The sequence below is a fragment of the Paenarthrobacter sp. MSM-2-10-13 genome (assembly GCF_011605365.1).
GTDB lineage: Bacteria > Actinomycetota > Actinomycetes > Actinomycetales > Micrococcaceae > Arthrobacter.
The window spans coordinates 226,907-244,192 of record NZ_JAAOXO010000001.1 but is presented as its reverse complement, the minus strand read 5'-3'; the positions used below and the strand labels follow the sequence as shown (position 1 = coordinate 244,192).

The 17,286-nt window shown below is 61.6% G+C and carries 13 protein-coding genes; 1 reads left to right on the top strand and 12 read right to left on the bottom strand.

Annotation, left to right across the window (positions count from 1 at the left end):
- Window positions 1-2 precede the first annotated feature (2 nt).
- From HAV21_RS01180 to HAV21_RS01140, 9 genes are all read right to left on the bottom strand, one after another.
- A complete protein-coding gene (locus tag HAV21_RS01180) occupies window positions 3-1,895 on the bottom strand; it encodes an ABC transporter ATP-binding protein (protein WP_166839981.1) in 1,893 nt (630 codons plus the stop codon).
- A 104-nt stretch (window positions 1,896-1,999) separates the two neighbouring features.
- The gene (gene guaB, locus HAV21_RS01175; RefSeq protein WP_142938418.1) at window positions 2,000-3,511 is read right to left on the bottom strand and encodes an IMP dehydrogenase; all 1,512 of its coding nucleotides are present in this window, start codon (window positions 3,509-3,511) and stop codon (window positions 2,000-2,002) included.
- A 242-nt stretch (window positions 3,512-3,753) separates the two neighbouring features.
- A complete protein-coding gene (locus HAV21_RS01170; RefSeq protein ID WP_166839979.1) occupies window positions 3,754-5,838 on the bottom strand; it encodes an acyltransferase family protein in 2,085 nt (694 codons plus the stop codon).
- Entirely contained in the window at window positions 5,835-7,898 is a 2,064-nt protein-coding gene (locus HAV21_RS01165; RefSeq protein ID WP_166839977.1) for an acyltransferase family protein, read from the bottom strand. Before HAV21_RS01165 ends, HAV21_RS01170 begins: the two co-directional genes overlap by 4 nt.
- Before the next feature lie 216 nt (window positions 7,899-8,114).
- Window positions 8,115-9,212, bottom strand: a complete 1,098-nt coding sequence (locus HAV21_RS01160; RefSeq protein ID WP_166839975.1) for an NAD(P)-binding domain-containing protein — start codon at window positions 9,210-9,212, stop codon at window positions 8,115-8,117.
- A 150-nt stretch (window positions 9,213-9,362) separates the two neighbouring features.
- A complete protein-coding gene (locus HAV21_RS01155; RefSeq protein WP_166839973.1) occupies window positions 9,363-10,997 on the bottom strand; it encodes a response regulator transcription factor in 1,635 nt (544 codons plus the stop codon).
- Between the two features lie 162 nt (window positions 10,998-11,159).
- A complete protein-coding gene (gene groL / locus HAV21_RS01150) occupies window positions 11,160-12,773 on the bottom strand; it encodes a chaperonin GroEL (protein WP_062073085.1) in 1,614 nt (537 codons plus the stop codon).
- A gap of 84 nt (window positions 12,774-12,857) precedes the next feature.
- On the bottom strand, window positions 12,858-13,154 hold the full coding sequence (gene groES, locus HAV21_RS01145) for a co-chaperone GroES (protein ID WP_011775524.1): 297 nt from the start codon (window positions 13,152-13,154) through the stop codon (window positions 12,858-12,860).
- Window positions 13,155-13,345: 191 nt separating this feature from the next.
- Entirely contained in the window at window positions 13,346-13,705 is a 360-nt protein-coding gene (locus HAV21_RS01140; RefSeq protein ID WP_166839971.1) for a hypothetical protein, read from the bottom strand.
- A 67-nt stretch (window positions 13,706-13,772) separates the two neighbouring features.
- Between HAV21_RS01140 and HAV21_RS01135 the strand changes: the two genes are divergently transcribed.
- On the top strand, window positions 13,773-15,002 hold the full coding sequence (locus tag HAV21_RS01135) for a class I SAM-dependent methyltransferase (RefSeq protein ID WP_166839969.1): 1,230 nt from the start codon (window positions 13,773-13,775) through the stop codon (window positions 15,000-15,002).
- 21 nt (window positions 15,003-15,023) lie between these two features.
- Here HAV21_RS01135 and HAV21_RS01130 read toward each other — a convergent pair whose 3' ends face one another.
- From HAV21_RS01130 to HAV21_RS01120, 3 genes are read right to left on the bottom strand one after another with little or no spacing between them, the layout of a single operon-like run.
- On the bottom strand, window positions 15,024-15,836 hold the full coding sequence (locus HAV21_RS01130) for a shikimate 5-dehydrogenase (RefSeq protein ID WP_166839967.1): 813 nt from the start codon (window positions 15,834-15,836) through the stop codon (window positions 15,024-15,026).
- 38 nt (window positions 15,837-15,874) lie between these two features.
- Window positions 15,875-15,997: a type B 50S ribosomal protein L36 gene (ykgO, locus tag HAV21_RS01125; protein WP_011775528.1), complete on the bottom strand. Its 123-nt coding sequence runs from the start codon at window positions 15,995-15,997 to the stop codon at window positions 15,875-15,877.
- A 29-nt stretch (window positions 15,998-16,026) separates the two neighbouring features.
- Window positions 16,027-17,172 carry a GTP-binding protein gene (locus tag HAV21_RS01120; protein ID WP_166839965.1) on the bottom strand — a complete coding sequence of 382 codons (1,146 nt, stop codon included), beginning with the start codon at window positions 17,170-17,172 and terminating at the stop codon, window positions 16,027-16,029.
- Window positions 17,173-17,286: the final 114 nt, after the last annotated feature.

Here is a 17,286-nt window from a genome sequence, read left to right as displayed (position 1 = left end):
CCTCAGGGTGTGTTCTGAGTGCTCTCATCCACGGAGAGCTGAGATTCGAACATCCGGAAATAGCGGCCCCGCAACGCTACGAGTTCCTTGTGTGTCCCTTGCTCAGCAACGCGCCCGTCCTCCAGCATGTACACGATGTCCGCCTTCTCGATGGTGGCCAAGCGGTGGCTGATGGCAATGATGGTGCTGCTCCGGTCCGCGAAGAGCCTGGTGAAGATGCGGTGCTCCGCCAGGGCATCAATGGCAGATGTGGGCTCGTCCATGACCATGAACGAGGCATCCCGGTAGAAGTTACGGGCCATCGCCAGCCTCTGCCATTGGCCACCTGAAAGCCCGCTTCCCTTCCGTCCCCTGGGGTCCTCCATCCAGTTACTGACGTGGTTCTCCAGACCGTTGGGCAACTTGTTGATGAACTCCATGGCTTCGGCGTCCGAGGCCGCCCGCCGGATGCGGGTGTCGTCACGGGGCTGGTCAACATCTCCCAGATAGATGTTCTCCGCAGCGGTAGCGAATTCGTATTTCAGGAACTCCTGGCTCAGAACCGCGAGGTGCCGGTGCCAGCTGGTGACGTCAATCGTGGTGAGGTCCACGCCGTCCAGAAGGACCTGGCCGGAATCGGGCCGGTATAAACCAGCCAGGATGCGGATCAGCGTGGACTTGCCGGCACCGTTCTCCCCCACAATGGCGATGTGCTGGCCGGCCTTGATGGTCATGGATATGCCCTTGATGACCTCAATGTCGCTCCCGGTGTAACTGAACCGGATGTCCCGCAGTTCCACCATGGTTGGCGACTTCGGGAGCGGTTCCTCTTGTCCGCTGGGAACGGGAAGTGCCATGAAAAGCTCGTAGTCTTTGAGGTTGGCCAGGTCCTCATCAATGGAACTCAGCGACGAGACGAGGCTGTTGGCCGTGGACAGGGCACGGCTCACAATCTGCTGCACGTAAAGGAATTGCCCCACCGGCTGCGCCCTCGCGATGATCTGCCCCACCACCCAAATCAAGGACACAACCTCGGCTCCGTATTGAAGGGCATCAGCAGCCAGCTGCTTGGGGATGTAGCGCTTTTGGAAATCAAGGCGCCTGCGTTCGTCAGCGTCGCGAAGCCTCGACCTCAGGTCCATGAGATACCCAACGATCCCGTAAAGCCGCATCTCTGCGATGTGCTGGGGCCGGAGGAGGTTCTGTTCGATCATGCGGCGTTGCCGCCGCGAATCCACCTGCGTATTCCAGTGCGCGATCTGCTCGCGGGACAGTTTGAACTGCAGGTAGACGCTGGGCACGATGGCAACCAGCACAATGACCGCGATCCACCAGCTGACAAGCAACAAAGCACCAATGGCCAGGACCACTGAGACGAACTGGGTGAAAATGGCTGCGATACGGTCCAGCACACGGGCGTAAGAATCGGAGAACCTTTTGGCGCGGTCGTAAAGATCCACTGTTTCTTTGTCGTCATAGCGCCAGAACTCCAACGCCAGAAAACGCTGGTACATCATGTCCCCCACGATCGCACCGACTTTGAAGCTCATCAGCTGCTGGATGTACCGGTCCACGCTGTTGAAGGCTCCCCAGAACAAGCCCAGCGCCGCCGTGATGATGACGTACAGGATGGCCCGTGGACCGGCGTCGGGGTCTCCCGCATAACCTGCTGCCAGCGCGGTGGTGGTGAGGGCCGCGAAATACGTGGTGACCAGCGGAAGGGTGGCCGAAATCAAGGACCCTGCCACCTTCATGATGACCGCACCAGGTGAGGCTTTGAAACTCACCTTGAGGACCTGCCCGACGGCGCGTGCATAAGGACGCAGGGCCAACTTGCGGGGCGGCGTCTTGCCCGGTGGGAAGGCATTTAGCCTGATCGACTCCGGGTGCCGCGGTTGCGCGGGCTTTTCTGACATGTGCCCAGCCTATTCTTCGGGACCGACAATTCTGCCGCGTCATGTTAAACAGTTGTTCCCCGTGGAAACTTCCACGGGGAACAACTGTTGATGCAGGTGATGGATCAGCGGGAACCGTAGTTGGGTGCCTCAACAGTCATCTGGATGTCATGCGGGTGGGACTCTTTGAGTCCTGCCGGGGTGATACGGACGAACTTGCCGCGTGCTTTCAGTTCCGGGATGGTGGGGGCGCCGGTGTAGAACATGGTCTGGCGGAGGCCACCAACCAGCTGGTAAGCAACCGAAGCCAGCGGACCACGGTAGGCCACACGGCCCTCGATGCCTTCCGGGATGAGCTTGTCGTCGCCGGAAACGTCCGCTTGGAAGTAGCGGTCCTTGGAGTAGGAGGTGTTCTTGCCGCGGGACTGCATGGCTCCCAGCGAACCCATGCCGCGGTAGCTCTTAAACTGCTTGCCGTTGACAAAAATCAGGTCACCCGGGGATTCCTCGCAACCGGCCAGAAGCGAGCCCAGCATGACGGTGTCTGCGCCGGCAACCAGCGCTTTGCCAATGTCGCCCGAGTACTGGAGGCCGCCGTCGGCGATCAGCGGAACTCCTGCCGGGATCGCGGCCTTGGCAGATTCGTAGATAGCGGTGATCTGCGGCACGCCAACACCGGCAACAACGCGGGTGGTGCAGATGGATCCGGGACCCACGCCCACCTTGATGCCGTCAGCGCCGGCGTCGATGAGTGCCTGGGCACCTTCCCGGGTGGCAGCCTGGCCGCCGATGATGTCCACGTGCGCAGCAATGGGATCGGACTTCAGGCGGCGGATCATGTCCAGCACGCCCTGGGAGTGTCCGTTGGCTGTATCAACGAACAGTGCGTCCACGCCGGCGTCGATGAGCTTCATGGCGCGTTCCCAGCCGTCACCGAAGAAGCCGATTGCGGCACCCACGCGGAGGCGGCCTTCGTCATCCTTGGTGGCCAACGGGTACTGTTCGGCCTTGGTGAAGTCCTTGGTGGTGATGAGGCCCATCAGGCGGCCTTGCTCGTCAACCAGCGGGAGCTTCTCGATCTTGTTGGTGGCCAGCTTGTGCGAGGCTTCTTCACGGCTGATGCCCACATGACCGGTGATGAGGGGCATCTTGGTCATGGCGTCGCTGACGCTACGCAGCGGAAATTCCGATTCCGGGATGAAGCGGGTATCGCGGTTGGTGACAATGCCCAGGAGGCGTCCGTCCGTGTCCACCACGGGAAGGCCGGACACGCGGTAGCGGGAACACAGCTCGTCCAGTTCCTGCAGCGTTGCCTGCGGGCCAATGGTCAGCGGGTTGGTGATCATGCCGGATTCACTGCGCTTGACGCGGTCAACGTGCTCGGCCTGGTCATCGATGGAAAGGTTGCGGTGAACCACGCCCAAACCACCTTGGCGGGCCATGGCAATGGCCATGCGCGACTCGGTCACCGTGTCCATTGCTGCTGAAAGCAAGGGCGTCTGGACGGAGATGCGCCTGGAAATGCGTGACGAGGTGTCTGCGTCGGACGGGATGACGTCCGTGTGGCCGGGCAGCAACAGGACGTCGTCGTAGGTCAGGCCAACAAAGCCAAAGGGATCGTGTTCGGGCTGGGTCATGAGTGTGCGCCTCTTACCTGGGTTTCCGGGGGCTTAACTGGTAGGGGTTGCAACTGATGACCAGCCCGTCATTACGGGACTGGCCTGTGCATGAGGTACCTGTGCAGAAGTTGCCTGCGCAGAAGGTATTGGATAAATACTAGAACCTCCGCGCCTATCGCCATATTCCGCGACGCCCGACTGTGAGCAATCGCACTGGCGGCAGGCCGGCGTCGTGCGTTTAAAACCGCCGGACAGCGAACCTAGCTGGCGGACCAGCCGGTAGCGGCGAGCAGCCGCTCCTCAAACATTGGAATCATGGTCTGCACGTAGGTCTTGGAAAGATGGTTGTCGTCCTTGTAGACGTAGACGTTCCCCACAACAGCCGGGCATGTCCCTTGCTCGCAGATGAAGTCGCTCATGTCCATGAGATGGAGCCCTTCAACCTTGCCGACGTAGTCATCCAAGGGTGAGGAAGCCGCCAAGGATTCTTCAAGCGGAACGTTGCAGTCGGGAGAATCCTTGCCCTTTTTTTGGACGCACTCAGGCATGTTAAAGCTGAATCGCGGGTTGTCCCGGACACCCACCACATCAATTCCCAGGTCCGTGAACGGCTTGATGCCTTCAAGGTAACCGGGGACTTCGGTCTCGAAAGGCGCGTCAACGTGCGTCAGCGATGCCACCGTAAACACGGCGTCGGGTTTGTGTTCCAGAACGTAGGCAGAACTCGCCTTATTGAAGTCGTTACAGAACTCCGGGCGTTCCGGCGATTGCGCGCCAAACCGGCACCCACCCTTGAGCAGCGTGACCACTTCCCAGCCGTGCTGCTTGGCAATCGGGCCAAGTGCGGCCATGTACTGCTGGGAGTGGGAATCACCCAACACCACAATTCGTTTGGTGACTACCTCGGGTTCCTCATTCTGCAGGCATCCCTCCAACACGGGGTCGGTGGGCACATTGTCCCCTGTGCACGCGCCGTCTACGTTGGCCCATTCGTCCTTCATGGCCGCCGGCGCCGGGATGATCAGGGCTTCTTCGCTCGGCTTACCTGCGTAATCCGGGGCCAGCGCTGCCGCGCCGGGCGTCAGTTCGTGAGGCTGATCGGCAATCGCTGCCGCTTCCGCGGTGATGGCGCTTTGCCAGGCGGTGACAGGTAGCGCCAGCAGCGCACCGCAGGCAGCAATCACGACGGCGGCCCGCCAGGACCGCACGTCCGGCCACTTCCAGCTGCGCAAGGGAAGTTCGACGAACCTCGTGGTGGCTACCGCGAGGAGAAGGGAAACCGCCATGATTCCCAAGCCCTGGAGGAGGCTCGGCTGCTTGGTGCCGGAGGCCAGGAGGAAGAACACCAACACCGGCCAGTGCCACAGGTACAGGGCGTACGAGTTGTCCCCCAGCACCACCAGCGGGCGCGAACTCAGGAGACGGTCTGCGCCAAAGCGGCTTCCGCTGTGGCCGGCGACGATCACGGCCGCGGCTGCAAGGGTTGGCCAGAGAGCCACAAAACCCGGGAAGGAACGATCCACGGGGAGCACCAGCCCGCACGCTAGCATCGCAGCAATACCGGCCCAGCCCAGGACGACACGGAGCCGGCGTCCCGGTTTCAGATAGGGAATCGCCAAGGCAAGCAGGGAACCCAGGGCGAACTCCCACAGACGGGCACGGGTATCAAAGTACGCGTATGCCTGGTTGGTGGCGGTCTGCTCCACGGAGAACACGAGCGATGCCAGAAAGACCGCACCGAAGGTGATGAACAGCAGTTGCCTGTGGCCCACGGCCTTCCGCTGCGGGAACAGCCTGGCCAGCAGCGGCTGGGCAAGGCCGACCCCGGCGAAAATCAAAGGCCACAGAATAAACACCTGGCCTTGGACGGATAACGACCAAAAATGTTGGAGCGGGCTGGCGTCCACGTGCTGCTGGGCGTAGTAGTCAACCGCGAAAGCGGCAAGCTGCCAGTTTTGGCGATACATCAGCGATGCCCACGCCTCGGTGAGGACATCCGGCCACCTGCTTTGCGGGATCAATGCCCAGGTGCCGACGAGGATCGCCAGCAGGACAACGACGACAGCGGGCAGCAGACGCTTGAACACGTGCAGCCAGTGCCGCACAAGCCTTAGTGGCGTGCGACTTTCGAGCTTGCGTGTGAAGGACAATGTCAGAAGGAAAGCCGAAATCAGCAGGAAGACGTCCACGCCGCCGGAAACCTTACCGAGCCAGATATGGTAAGCCGCAACCATCAGCACAGCCAGTGCACGCAGCCCCTGGACTTCGGGCCGGAAGCCTGGTTTGGCCCGGGTCGCGGGCTTTTCTGCGGGAGTGGCCGGTGCGGCGGCCTTCTTCTCCATCATCGCTGCCACCCTGTCGCGGTAAACCACCTTTCATCCAACATGCCTGCCATGCTCTTGACGTAGGTTTTGGTCAGGTGGTTGTCATCCAGGTAGACGAACGTATTACCGATGATCGGCGGGCAATAGAGTCCTTGGCACATCAGGTCGGACATATCCAGCAAGGAAAGGTTCTGGTACTTGCCAGTCACCGCATCAAAGGGGCTGGGTTCGGCCAGGACGTCAGCTTTGAGCGGGCGGCAATCCGGGCTGTCCACCCCCTTGGAAAGGGTGCAATCCGTCAGGCTGTAGGTAAACCGCGGATTGTCACGCACCGCCACTACATGGATGCCCAGCCCCGTGACCTCGGGAATGAGATCCTCGAATCCGTGTGTCAGTCTTTCATCGGGCAAGGAGGAAACAGCCGCCGTACCCACCATGAAAAGGGCGTCCGGCGCATGTTCCCGGATATGGCTGCGCACTTCACTGTTGAACTTGTTGCAGCCCGGCTCGGACTCGGGATCTTCAGTCATAAAGGGACACGCCCCGTACAGCAAGGAGTAGAGGCGCCAATGGTGCTGCTCCGCCAGCACTTCCATGGCAGCAAGCCATTGCTGGGAGTGGGAGTTGCCTACAACAAGGACCGTCTTGGTGGCATCATCTCCCACGCCGTTCTGCTTGCAGTTGTCCTGCAGCAGCTGTGATTCGGGTTTCGTGTCACCGGAGCATCCGTTGGGCAGATTGGCCCAGTCACGCCCAATCCTTTCAGCGGTGGGTTGAGTGAGCGCATTCGGAGCCGCTTCATTGACGTAGCCGGGCAGGAGGGCCTTCGCGCCGGGGTTATCAAAGACCATCCGCGCCTCCGCAGCTTGCTGGTCCAGGTCCAGGCGGTATTGGAATGCCATCAGGGGTGCGGACACCACGGCCAGGCAGGCCACGATCGCGATGACCGAGCGGCGCCTCTTTACCTCGGGCCATTTCCATTCGCGGAACGGCTTCTCCACGAATTTGGTGGTGAGGAAAGCCAGGATGAGCGACAACGCCACGATTGCCGTGCCGGACAGCCAGCCAGCGTGATCCTTTCCGCTCCAGGCCAAAGCAATCACCAGGATGGGCCAGTGCCAGAGGTAGAGCGCATACGAATTGTCACCGAGCCGTACCAGGAATTTGGAACTCAGTATCCGGTCCACACCGAAACGGCTTCCGGTCTGTCCGGCCGCAATAACGGCCACCGCAGCCAGTGTTGGCCACAATGCGACGAATCCGGGGAAGGCCGTTTGTACTTGCAGCAGGATGCCGCACGTGAGCATCGCCACCACACCAACCCAGCCCATGACAATACGGACAGGTTTGGAAAAGTTCAGGGCGGGAAGAATCAACGCCACCAACGTGCCCAGGGCGAACTCCCACAAACGGGCAAAGGTATCGAAGTATGCCACTGCCTGATTGCTGGCCGTGAAAATGATGGAGTAGACAAACGAGACCAGGAAGATGATGGCAAAGACGTACACCAACGTGGCCCGGTATCGCAGGGCGAAGCGTCGGCACACCAGCGCTGCAGTGGCGAAAATGACGGGCCACAGAATGAATACCTGACCCTGGATGGACAGCGACCAGAAGTGCTGCACAGGGCTGGCCATGCTGTGGTCAGTGGCGTAATAGTCCACGGCCAGATCCTGCAGCAGCCGGTTTTCGAAGTAGAACAGCGACGCCCAGGTTTGCTGGACAATCTCGAACCATCGCGTGGCCGGCAGGAAAATAAAGGTTGCTGCCAGAGTTGACACAAGAACCACGACCACGGCGGGTAGCAGCCGTCTGAACAAGTGCAGCCAGTGCCGCACGAGGTCCATGGGACGGCCTTGTTTGTACCGGCCCGTGAACTGGAGAGTCATAAGGAATGCGGAGATCAAAAGGAAGACATCAACGCCGCCGGAGACCCTGCCGATCCAGATGTGGTAGCTCACCACCATAAGGACAGCCAAGGACCGAAGGCCTTGGATTTCGGGTCGGAATTTGGATTTCGCAACGGGTCCGGAAGCCCGCCTACCGTGGTGGGCAGGGGCTGGAATCGTTGGCGTCGTCACGGTAGGCAGTTCCTCAAAGCTGTGGCACAAAGCATCAATATTACGCGTTTTCAGTCACGCAACCCATGTGGGAGAGTGTTCCCGGCCGCCATTCGATGCCCCATCAGCACAGGTCCAGCCATACATTCTGCCACCCAAACCTGTGCGTGACCTGTGCTGATACTCCTGGCGCTCCTCAACCTTGACGCCCGGCACAACCCACTACGACGTGAGCTATTACACGTTGACGAGGCCGCTGGAACGCGGCGCCGTGACCCGCCCGGCGAGGTATCGGGCGTCCCGGCAGGCACCGGGCAGCGTTGCCGAGGCTGCCGCGAACAGGAACTCCTGGCCAAGGAAGTACAGGCCCGGGACGCTGTCTGCCACTCCCCTGGTCTGCTGCGGTTCCCCGTGACTGTCGAATGCCGGCAGGTTCACCCATGAGTAATCCTCGTGATAGCCAGTGCACCATATGACGTTCGCGGCCTCCACCTGCGTCCCATCTTCCAGTACCGGGAGTCCGTCCTGCACACCAGCCAACCTGGGATGGAGGCGGACACCGGCAGCGGCCAGGTCCTTGCTCTTGGTGCGGATCAGCGGGGCCGCCATGGATTTGAACTTGGGAGCCGCTTTTCGTCCCATGGGGGTATTGAGGTTGAGCACGTAAAGGCCCAGGAAGCGGACTACCGGCAGGGCAAAACGCGCAGCTGCACGGCCATGCCGCATAGGCATCTCGGCGCTGGGCTTGCCAGCAAGAAGTGTGGGCCGGGAGCGGGCAACTTCAAGGGCAATCTCCGCACCGGAATTGCCCAGGCCCACCACCAGGACAGGGCCTTCCTTTAACTGACCGGGGTTTTTGTAATCCTGAGAGTGCAGCTGAAGGATGCTCCGATCCAGTTCGCCCGCGAAGGCAGGAACTTTGGGGATACGGTGACCACCTGTGGCGATGACCACATTCCTGCTTCTCCATTCGCGGTCTCCCGACCGGAGCACGAAAGCCTCACCCTCAGAGCTGATGTCCTCCACGCGTACGCCGGCAACGTAAGGCAATTCAAAGCGGCGCACATAGTCTTCCAAGTAGTCAGCCAGCTGATCCTTGGTGGGAAATGCCAAGGGGTCGCCGGGGAAAGGTGCGCCGGGAAGGCCGTCATACTTGGCCGGAGTGAAGAGGCGCAAGGAGTCCCAGCGTTGACGCCAAGCATCCCCTGGTTTCTGGTGCTGGTCCAGGATGAGGAAGTTCCTGCCCTGCCTTGCCAACCAGTACCCGAGCGCGAGCCCGGACTGGCCGCCACCCACAATGACGGTGTCAACTTCTGGATTGTGGTGAACGGACATCATCGTCTCCTATCTCGCTTGCAGTGGATCACTGATCTTTGCTGTGACCTGATAGGAGCCACGCTATGAGCGCGGCGCCTGGGTCCGCATCGGTCAAGTGAGCCACTCATTTCCAGCGGGATGGGTATTTCTGACCACTCGCAGTGGTTTTCAGCGAATCAGGCCGTGCTCAAAGGCGTAGCCGGTCGCGGCCGCTCTGGACGGCACCGCGAGTTTGGAAAGAATGTTGCTCACATGCCTGGCCACTGTCTTTTCACTGAGGTAAAGCTCCCGGGCGATGGTTCGGTTGGAGTGCCCACCGGCCACCAGCCGGAGCACTTCCACCTCGCGGTCAGTCAGCGGTGAGCTGCCTTTGTTCTTCTCGCCGGTGAGTTCCAGGACCTCTGCTACTGCCGGCATCGCCCCAAGATCTGCCAACTCGGCTTTGGCAGCCTCGAACTCCATGGCGGCAGAATCGGGATCGCCCAACAGGGCACACGCACGCGCCGCAAGTACCCTGCACCGGGCGGCCTGATAGGGAGCTTCGAGGCTGTACCAGATCCGCCACGCCCTTCTCGCCTCACGAAGCGCGGCCTGGGGCTCGGCTTCGACCAACAGCACCTGGGCAGCGGCATAGGCAACCAGGGCCATCTCCAATGGACGGCTGCCCTGCTGAAGAGGCTCGGACAGTTCGTCCAGCGCGAGCCTGGCAGCAGCCGCGTCGCCAGCGGCAAGTTCAACCTCGACGACGGCAGGCAGCAAGCGACGTCGATTGGCTGGGTCGGCCCCTGCCATCGCCCGCCGCATGGTGGCCTGTGCCTGGGCCGTTTTGTGCTCGGCCAGCTCAAGCAGCGCGATGCCGGGAACAGGTTCGAATCCGGTCCCGGCAGCTATGGCGTAGGCTTTCCCCGCTTCCTCCAGGAAACCTTGCAGGCGAAGTACTTCGCCCTGTTGATACCAGGATCCAAACGTGGCATCCGGGTCGCCCTTCCGCACCCTGCCTTCGGCGGCCCGCGCCACCGACAGGGCCTCTTCCCACGCTCCGTGAAGTATCAACAGTTCGGCACGGTAAGCCTGGCATTGTCCACTGAACATCACCATGTCCGGGCGATCCCCGCACCAGCGTTCCAAGGCCGCAGTCCACTCGTGGGCGCGGCGCACATCGTTGGAAAGACGACAACTGCCCAAGACTGCACAGTAGATGATCCCTGCGGGGATGGGAGAGACCTCACCTGAGGTGACAGAGACCATCACTTCATCCAAAAGCTGCAAACCTTCTTCCACGTGCCCGAGGGAAACGCGGGTGGTGCCGACACCGAGCCGGCCCAAGGCCTGGAGGTCTTTGTCGTGGAAGGAGGTTCCCAGCTCCAAGGCTTTGGCGAACAGACCGTGTCCAGCTGCCGGGGCTCCACTGCGCAACAAACCGAGGGCCGCTGGAATCATGAGGTATCCCTCGGCTGCACAGGGACCTGACATACCTTCCAGCACGTGCTTGGCACGGGACAACCACCCGTTTCCACGGGCCGGCTCTCCCATGTCCATCAGGAACATAACAAGCCAGGCCGCACACCTCGCGGCGCTGTCAGTGTCTCCCATGGTCAGGAATTCGTCATGCGCCCGGGTCAGGTACTCAATGCTTTGGCTATTCAAGCCAAGCAGCATCGCCACAGATGCCGCCAATTCGATGTCCTGCGGAGGGAGTCCGCCCTCTGAATCGGCGCGGGTGAGGCACTCAAGCGCATCGCGCCAACGGCGCTCGTGGAAGGCCGAGCGTCCCAAATCCAAGTCTGTGTCCGGAACTGTCATGGCTCACCTTGCGACCGGGAACAGACCGAATGACGCACCCAAGCCGCCCTAGTAGCGTCAGGTTACCGCCGCCGTCGTACGCTCACAATAGCCGCCCCGCGGAAAGCCGCAGACAACAGAAGCCCCGGTCAACGTGACCGGGGCTTCTGTTAAACCAGGCCGTTAGTGCTGGTGGCCTGCGTGTGCGTCTTCTTCCTCAGCCGGCTTTTCGGCAACCAGGGTCTCGGTGGTGAGAACCAGAGCAGCGATGGAAGCGGCGTTGCGGAGAGCCGAACGGGTGACCTTCACGGGGTCGATCACGCCAGCGGCGATCAGGTCCTCGTACTCGCCGGACTTGGCGTTGAAGCCGTGGTTTGCTTCCAGCTCGGAAACCTTGGCAACAACAACGAAGCCGTCGAAGCCAGCGTTCTGGGCGATCCAGCGCAGCGGCTGGACCAGGGCGCGGCGGACGATGCCCACAGCAGCTGCTGCGTCACCCTCCAGCGCCTTGACGGCCGGGGACTCGTCCAGTGCCTTGAGGGCGTGGATGAGAGCGGAACCGCCACCGGAAACGATGCCTTCTTCGAGGGCTGCACGCGTGGAGGAAACAGCGTCCTCGATGCGGTGCTTCTTTTCCTTCAGCTCAACCTCGGTGGCTGCGCCAACCTTGATCACGCCGATGCCGCCGGCCAGCTTGGCCAGGCGTTCCTGCAGCTTTTCCTTGTCCCAGTCGGAGTCCGTCCGGGTAAGCTCGGCGCGCAGCTGTGCAACGCGGTCAGCGACGTCCTCAGCCGTACCGGCACCATCAACAATGGTGGTGTTGTCCTTGGTGACTGTGATGCGGCGTGCGGTACCGAGTACCTCGAGGCCAACGGTGTCCAGGCTCAGGCCAAGGTCCGGGGAAACAACCTGGGCGCCCGTCAGCGTGGCGATGTCCTGGAGCATGGCCTTGCGGCGGTCGCCGAAGCCCGGAGCCTTGACGGCAACAACGTTGAGCGTGCCGCGGATGCGGTTGACGATCAGCGTGGACAGGGCTTCGCCTTCAATGTCTTCAGCAATGATGAAGAGCGGCTTGTTTGCCTGCAGGGCCTTCTCCAGCAGCGGCAGGAAGTCCTGCAGCGAGGAAATCTTGCCCTGGTTGATCAGGATGAGGGCGTCCTCGAGGACGGCTTCCTGGCGCTCAGCGTCGGTGACGAAGTACGGGGACAGGTAGCCCTTGTCGAACTGCATGCCCTCGGTGAGGACCAGTTCGGTCTGGGTGGTGGAGGATTCTTCAATGGTGATGACACCATCCTTGCCAACCTTGCCGAACGCTTCGGCCAGCAGTTCGCCAACCTCGTCGCTCTGCGCGGAGATGGCTGCAACGCTGGCAACCTGGGTGCCTTCAACTTCGCGGGCATTCTCCAGGAGACGGGCTGCGACTGCTTCAACGGAAACCTCGATGCCGCGCTTGATCTCGCCAGGAGCGGCGCCGGCAGCAACGTTGCGCAGGCCTTCCTTGACCAGGGCCTGTGCCAGCACGGTGGCCGTGGTGGTGCCGTCGCCGGCAACATCGTTGGTCTTGGTGGCTACTTCCTTGGCCAGCTGTGCGCCAAGGTTCTCGTAGGGGTCATCAAGCTCAACTTCACGGGCGATGGTTACGCCATCGTTGGTGATGGTGGGTGCGCCCCACTTCTTGTCCAGCACGACGTTGCGGCCGCGCGGACCAAGCGTCACCTTGACAGTGTTGGCGAGCTTGTCGATACCGGCCTCAAGAGACCGGCGGGCAGCATCGTTAAAAGCAAGCTGCTTTGCCATGGTTGTGTCCTTTCAAGACAGAAAACCCGCACCGCTGGCGGCTGGAATCATTCCAACTCGACGGCGGTGCGGGGCTCCGGGAAGTTACTTTACGACGATCGCAAGGACGTCGCGGGCGGACAGAACGAGGTACTCGTTGCCGCCGGTCTTGACTTCGGTTCCACCGTACTTGGAGTAGATGACGACGTCGCCAACAGCTACGTCAACCGGTACGCGGTTTCCGTTGTCATCGAAGCGGCCGGGGCCGATTGCAACAACTTCGCCTTCCTGCGGCTTCTCCTGTGCGGAGTCCGGAATGACCAGGCCGGAAGCCGTGGTCTGCTCTGCTTCGAGCGGGCGAACAACAATACGATCCTCAAGAGGCTTAATCGAGACCGACACTCGGACTCTCCTTTTCATGAGCTGATTCATGGACTAAGAACTAGGGTGCCTGGGCGTTCAACCGTCGTCGCGGTGCCGGAGAACGCTTGGCGTAGTTAGCACCCTCCGGGGGAGAGTGCTAACAAGACTCTATGTAAGCGTTAGCACTCGGTCAAGGTGAGTGCCAGCATTTCGTCATGGGTGAACGTCCCTTACCTGCCCGTCAGGTCGTCCAGATCGTAGTCTTCGCCGCCGTCATCCTCATCCAGCGGAGCATTGCCGCGGTTCAGGTACAGCACCACGGCGGCGGCTATAGCCACGATGCCGGAGATCACCAGCGTGATAATTCCACCGGTCCGGGCGCCGCTGTAAAGTTCGCGGATGCCCTGCGCTTCATCGGTGGCGTCATTGACGCTCTTGCCGGCCACCGAGTAAGTAGCCGCATTGAAGGAATCCAACGCGAAGATAATGATCAGCAGGCCGATGCAGACCACCGCGATCACGACCCCCGCTATCAGGGCGGGGCGCGCAATCTTCGTCAGGGAGGGGTGCGGTGCTGCGTTGTCTTCCATGAAAACAACCCTATCCGGCTGATTCGCCGGTCACGCTGTCAAGCGCCGCGCCGTTAGGCTTGATCCCATGCCTCACGCACCGCAGGAACAGATCGCACCCTTGCTGACTACTGAAGGATGGGAACTTCTTGCCTCACTGGGACCCTATCGGGAGGCCGATTCCTTCAGCGTCAACGCAGACCTCCGCAAAGCGGGTCACTCCCCGGAGCTGGTAGCTGCGGTCCTCACGCAATCCAGGCTGCGGACGCGCGCAGAGGCAAAGTTCGGCGAGTTTGCCCGGCAGATGCTCTTTACCCAAGCCGGCTTGGAGCAGGCAACGCGATTGAACGTCGCAGCCCGTCACGCCGAGCGCTTCGCGAAGGCCGGCATCTCGCACGTTGCAGACCTGGGCTGCGGCCTTGGCGCCGACTCCATGGCGATGGCGTCAATGGACATTTCCGTGACCGCAGTTGAGATGGATGAAACCACCGCCGCCTGCGCCACCATCAATCTCATGCCCTTCCCGCATGCCACCGTGGTGCACTCCGACGCAACAACCGTGGAATTGGACGGGGTGGACGGCGTATGGCTGGATCCCGCCCGGCGAACCACGTCCACCTCCGGAACCAAACGGATCTGGGACCCTGAAGCCTTCTCTCCCCCGTTGTCCTTCGTGGAACGCCTGGCGGCTACCGGCCGCGCCATCGGCGTCAAGATGGGTCCCGGCATCCCGCATGAGTCCGTGCCTTCAGGCTGCGAAGCCCAGTGGGTTTCGGTAGGCGGCGACGTCACCGAAGTGACCCTGTGGTTCAACGCAGTGTCCCGCCCCGGCGTGCGTCGCGCCGCGCTGGTGATTGGCGGCCAAGGCGCCGCTGAGATCACCAGCGGCGCGGATTTCGACGGCGGCCCGGTAGCCGCCGTCGGGCCTGTAGAAGGTTTCCTCTACGAACCCGATGGTGCGGTGATCCGCGCAGGACTGGTGGCCGACGTCGCCGAACGGCTGGGCGGGCACCTGGTGGACGAGCACATTGCCTACATCTGCGCGCCTGCGCTGCACGACACTCCCTTCGCCCGTGCCTACAAGGTTCTTGAGGTGATGCCCTATAACGTCAAGGCCCTCAAGGCTTGGGTCAAGGCCAACGGGATCACTGTGCTGGACATCAAGAAGCGCGGCACGGCAGTCACTCCCGAGGAACTCCGGAAGCAGTTGCTGCCCGCCAAACCGGATAAGTCCCTTGGGACGAAAACAGCCACCCTGGTCCTCACCAGGATCGGCGAGGAGAGAGTGGCTGTTGTGGTGGAACCGGTGACGGCCTAGAGCGTCAGCGGCACCCGGCAGTCAGCGGCGTGAAAACTCCGAGGCTTCGCGGACCTGCTCAGGGCTAGGGCGCACGCCGGTGTACAGGACAAACTGTTCCTCGGCTTGGATGGCAATAACTTCAGCGCCCGTGATCACCTTCTTGTCCGCCTTCCGGGCAGCACTGATAAGTGGCGTCTCGGACGGCAAAGCCACGACGTCAAACACTACTTGCGCCGCGGCAATCGTGGCGTCGTCGAAGGACTGCGCTGTTTCGTCCGCACCTGCCATTCCCAACGGCGTGACGTTGATGATGAGATCAGCTGTGGAGCCGTTGACGTCATCCTGCCAAGCGAAGCCGTAAAGATCTGCTAATGCACGGCCGGTGTCCTCGTTGCGGGCCACGATGGTGACGGCGGTGAACCCGGCTTCCCGAAGTGCTGCGGCTACGGCCTTGGCCATACCGCCCGCACCGCGGAGGAGCACGCTGTGGCTGCTGGGAACCTGGTGGTCCTTCAACAGCCGGGCAATGGCGATGTAGTCCGTGTTGTAGGCAGTCAGCACGCCATTGTCGTTGACGATGGTGTTCACCGAATCAATGGCCTTGGCCGACGGGTCCATCACGTCAACCAACGGGATGACGGCTTCCTTGTACGGCATGGAAACCGCGGCGCCCCGGATGGGGAGGCCGCGGATGCCAGCCACTGCAAGGGTGATGTCCGCAGGGGCGAATGCTTTGTAGACAAAGTTCAGGCCGAGCAGATCGTACAAATAATTGTGGAACCGGGTGCCGATATTGCTGGGCCGGGCCGCAAGCGAAATGCACAGGGACATGTCTTTGTTCAGGATTGGCATTCCCCCATTAAACACGCCCCCTTATCACCGACGTGCGGTTAGCCCTGCCGCGCCTTCATCCGCGGATTGTTCTTGTTGATGACGAAGGTACGCCCGCGCCTGCGCACAATCTGGGCGCCGGGGATCTTCTTGAGGGCACGCAGCGAATTCCTGACCTTCATGGTGTTTCTCCTTTGGTTGGGTGGTTGGTTTAAAGGGCGTCGCTGAGTTCCAGGGGGTCGTCCCACACGCCGAAATCCTGCTGCATTTCAGCTTGGGTGAGTTGGCAACCGTCCAGGAGCCCGCGAAATTCCCGGGCGTCGATGTCCTCCGAAAGGCCGGTGATCGCCAGCACAGTTCCACGGTCGCCGCGGCTGGGATGCCAGTCCAGGACAGAGTCGACGTCGGCACCCGCCTTTCCGGGGTGCGCCTGGCCAGGTTCGGCCGAGTCCGCCAGCCATTTCCCGGTACTTTCGAGCCAGACCCTAGGCCCAATACCTTGGACGGCGATCCTTGTTTTCGGCGCTGATGCGATCCAGAGGCGGCCTCGCAGCCAGTGCGTTCCGGCGGCCAGTTGGGGCAGGGCTTCGCGGAAGCGTCCCGGATGCAGCGGCCGACCCACTTTGTGGAGCACCGTCCGGTAGGACCCACCCCCGTCGCTGACGGGCACACGCACGACGCCGGGACGGTTGCGTGCCGCCGCTTCAGCGTCGTCGAAGCATCCCGGCCTGTAGGCGTCAGCGGCGCCAATGACCCCTGCGTGGGACGCCAACTGGCCAAGCAACTGGACACCCAACTGCCACTGCGAAGTGCCTTCGCGAGGTTCGCCGCCCAGCACCGCACCCAGGCCGGGGTACACCATCACCGTATCCACCTGCCCGAACTCGCCGATCAGGAATTCTCCGCTGGTTCGTTCATCTGTGGGCATGGACGTAAACCCGGACTCGAACAGCGTGTGACGGTCCCAAATGTGGTCATCCAGTTCCCCAGGGTCCAAAGCCAGTACGGCGTTGTCTATCACCGCAGGGCGGCTCAGGCCACGCCGAAGCTCGCCAACGGCCATGCCGGCTGCAACGCCGGGCGGGAGGCCCAGCACTACATGGTCGAAACCGCAGGAGGCGAGACGTTCCGCCGTCGGGACTACATCCAATCTGACAGTGCAGCTGAGGCAACCATGCTCCAGAACTGTGGTTTCGCGCTCGAACAACTGGCCGTTCCGGTATACCCGCCGCAGGACCATCGAGCCATCAAGGAGATCGTGAAGGACCACCACGGAATTGGCGTGGGTTTGGCCGAGCCGGGCAGCGGCGGACTCGCGGCATTGGGTGTCCAAGGAACTGACAACTGTGAGATGCATGCAGCGATTCTATTGAGAAGCATTCTCAATAGCAAATGACGGGACTTTCCCCCTCGCAAGACCACAGCAGAAACCTGCGTTCCAGCTGCATTAGACTTGTTCCGACCGCTGGCG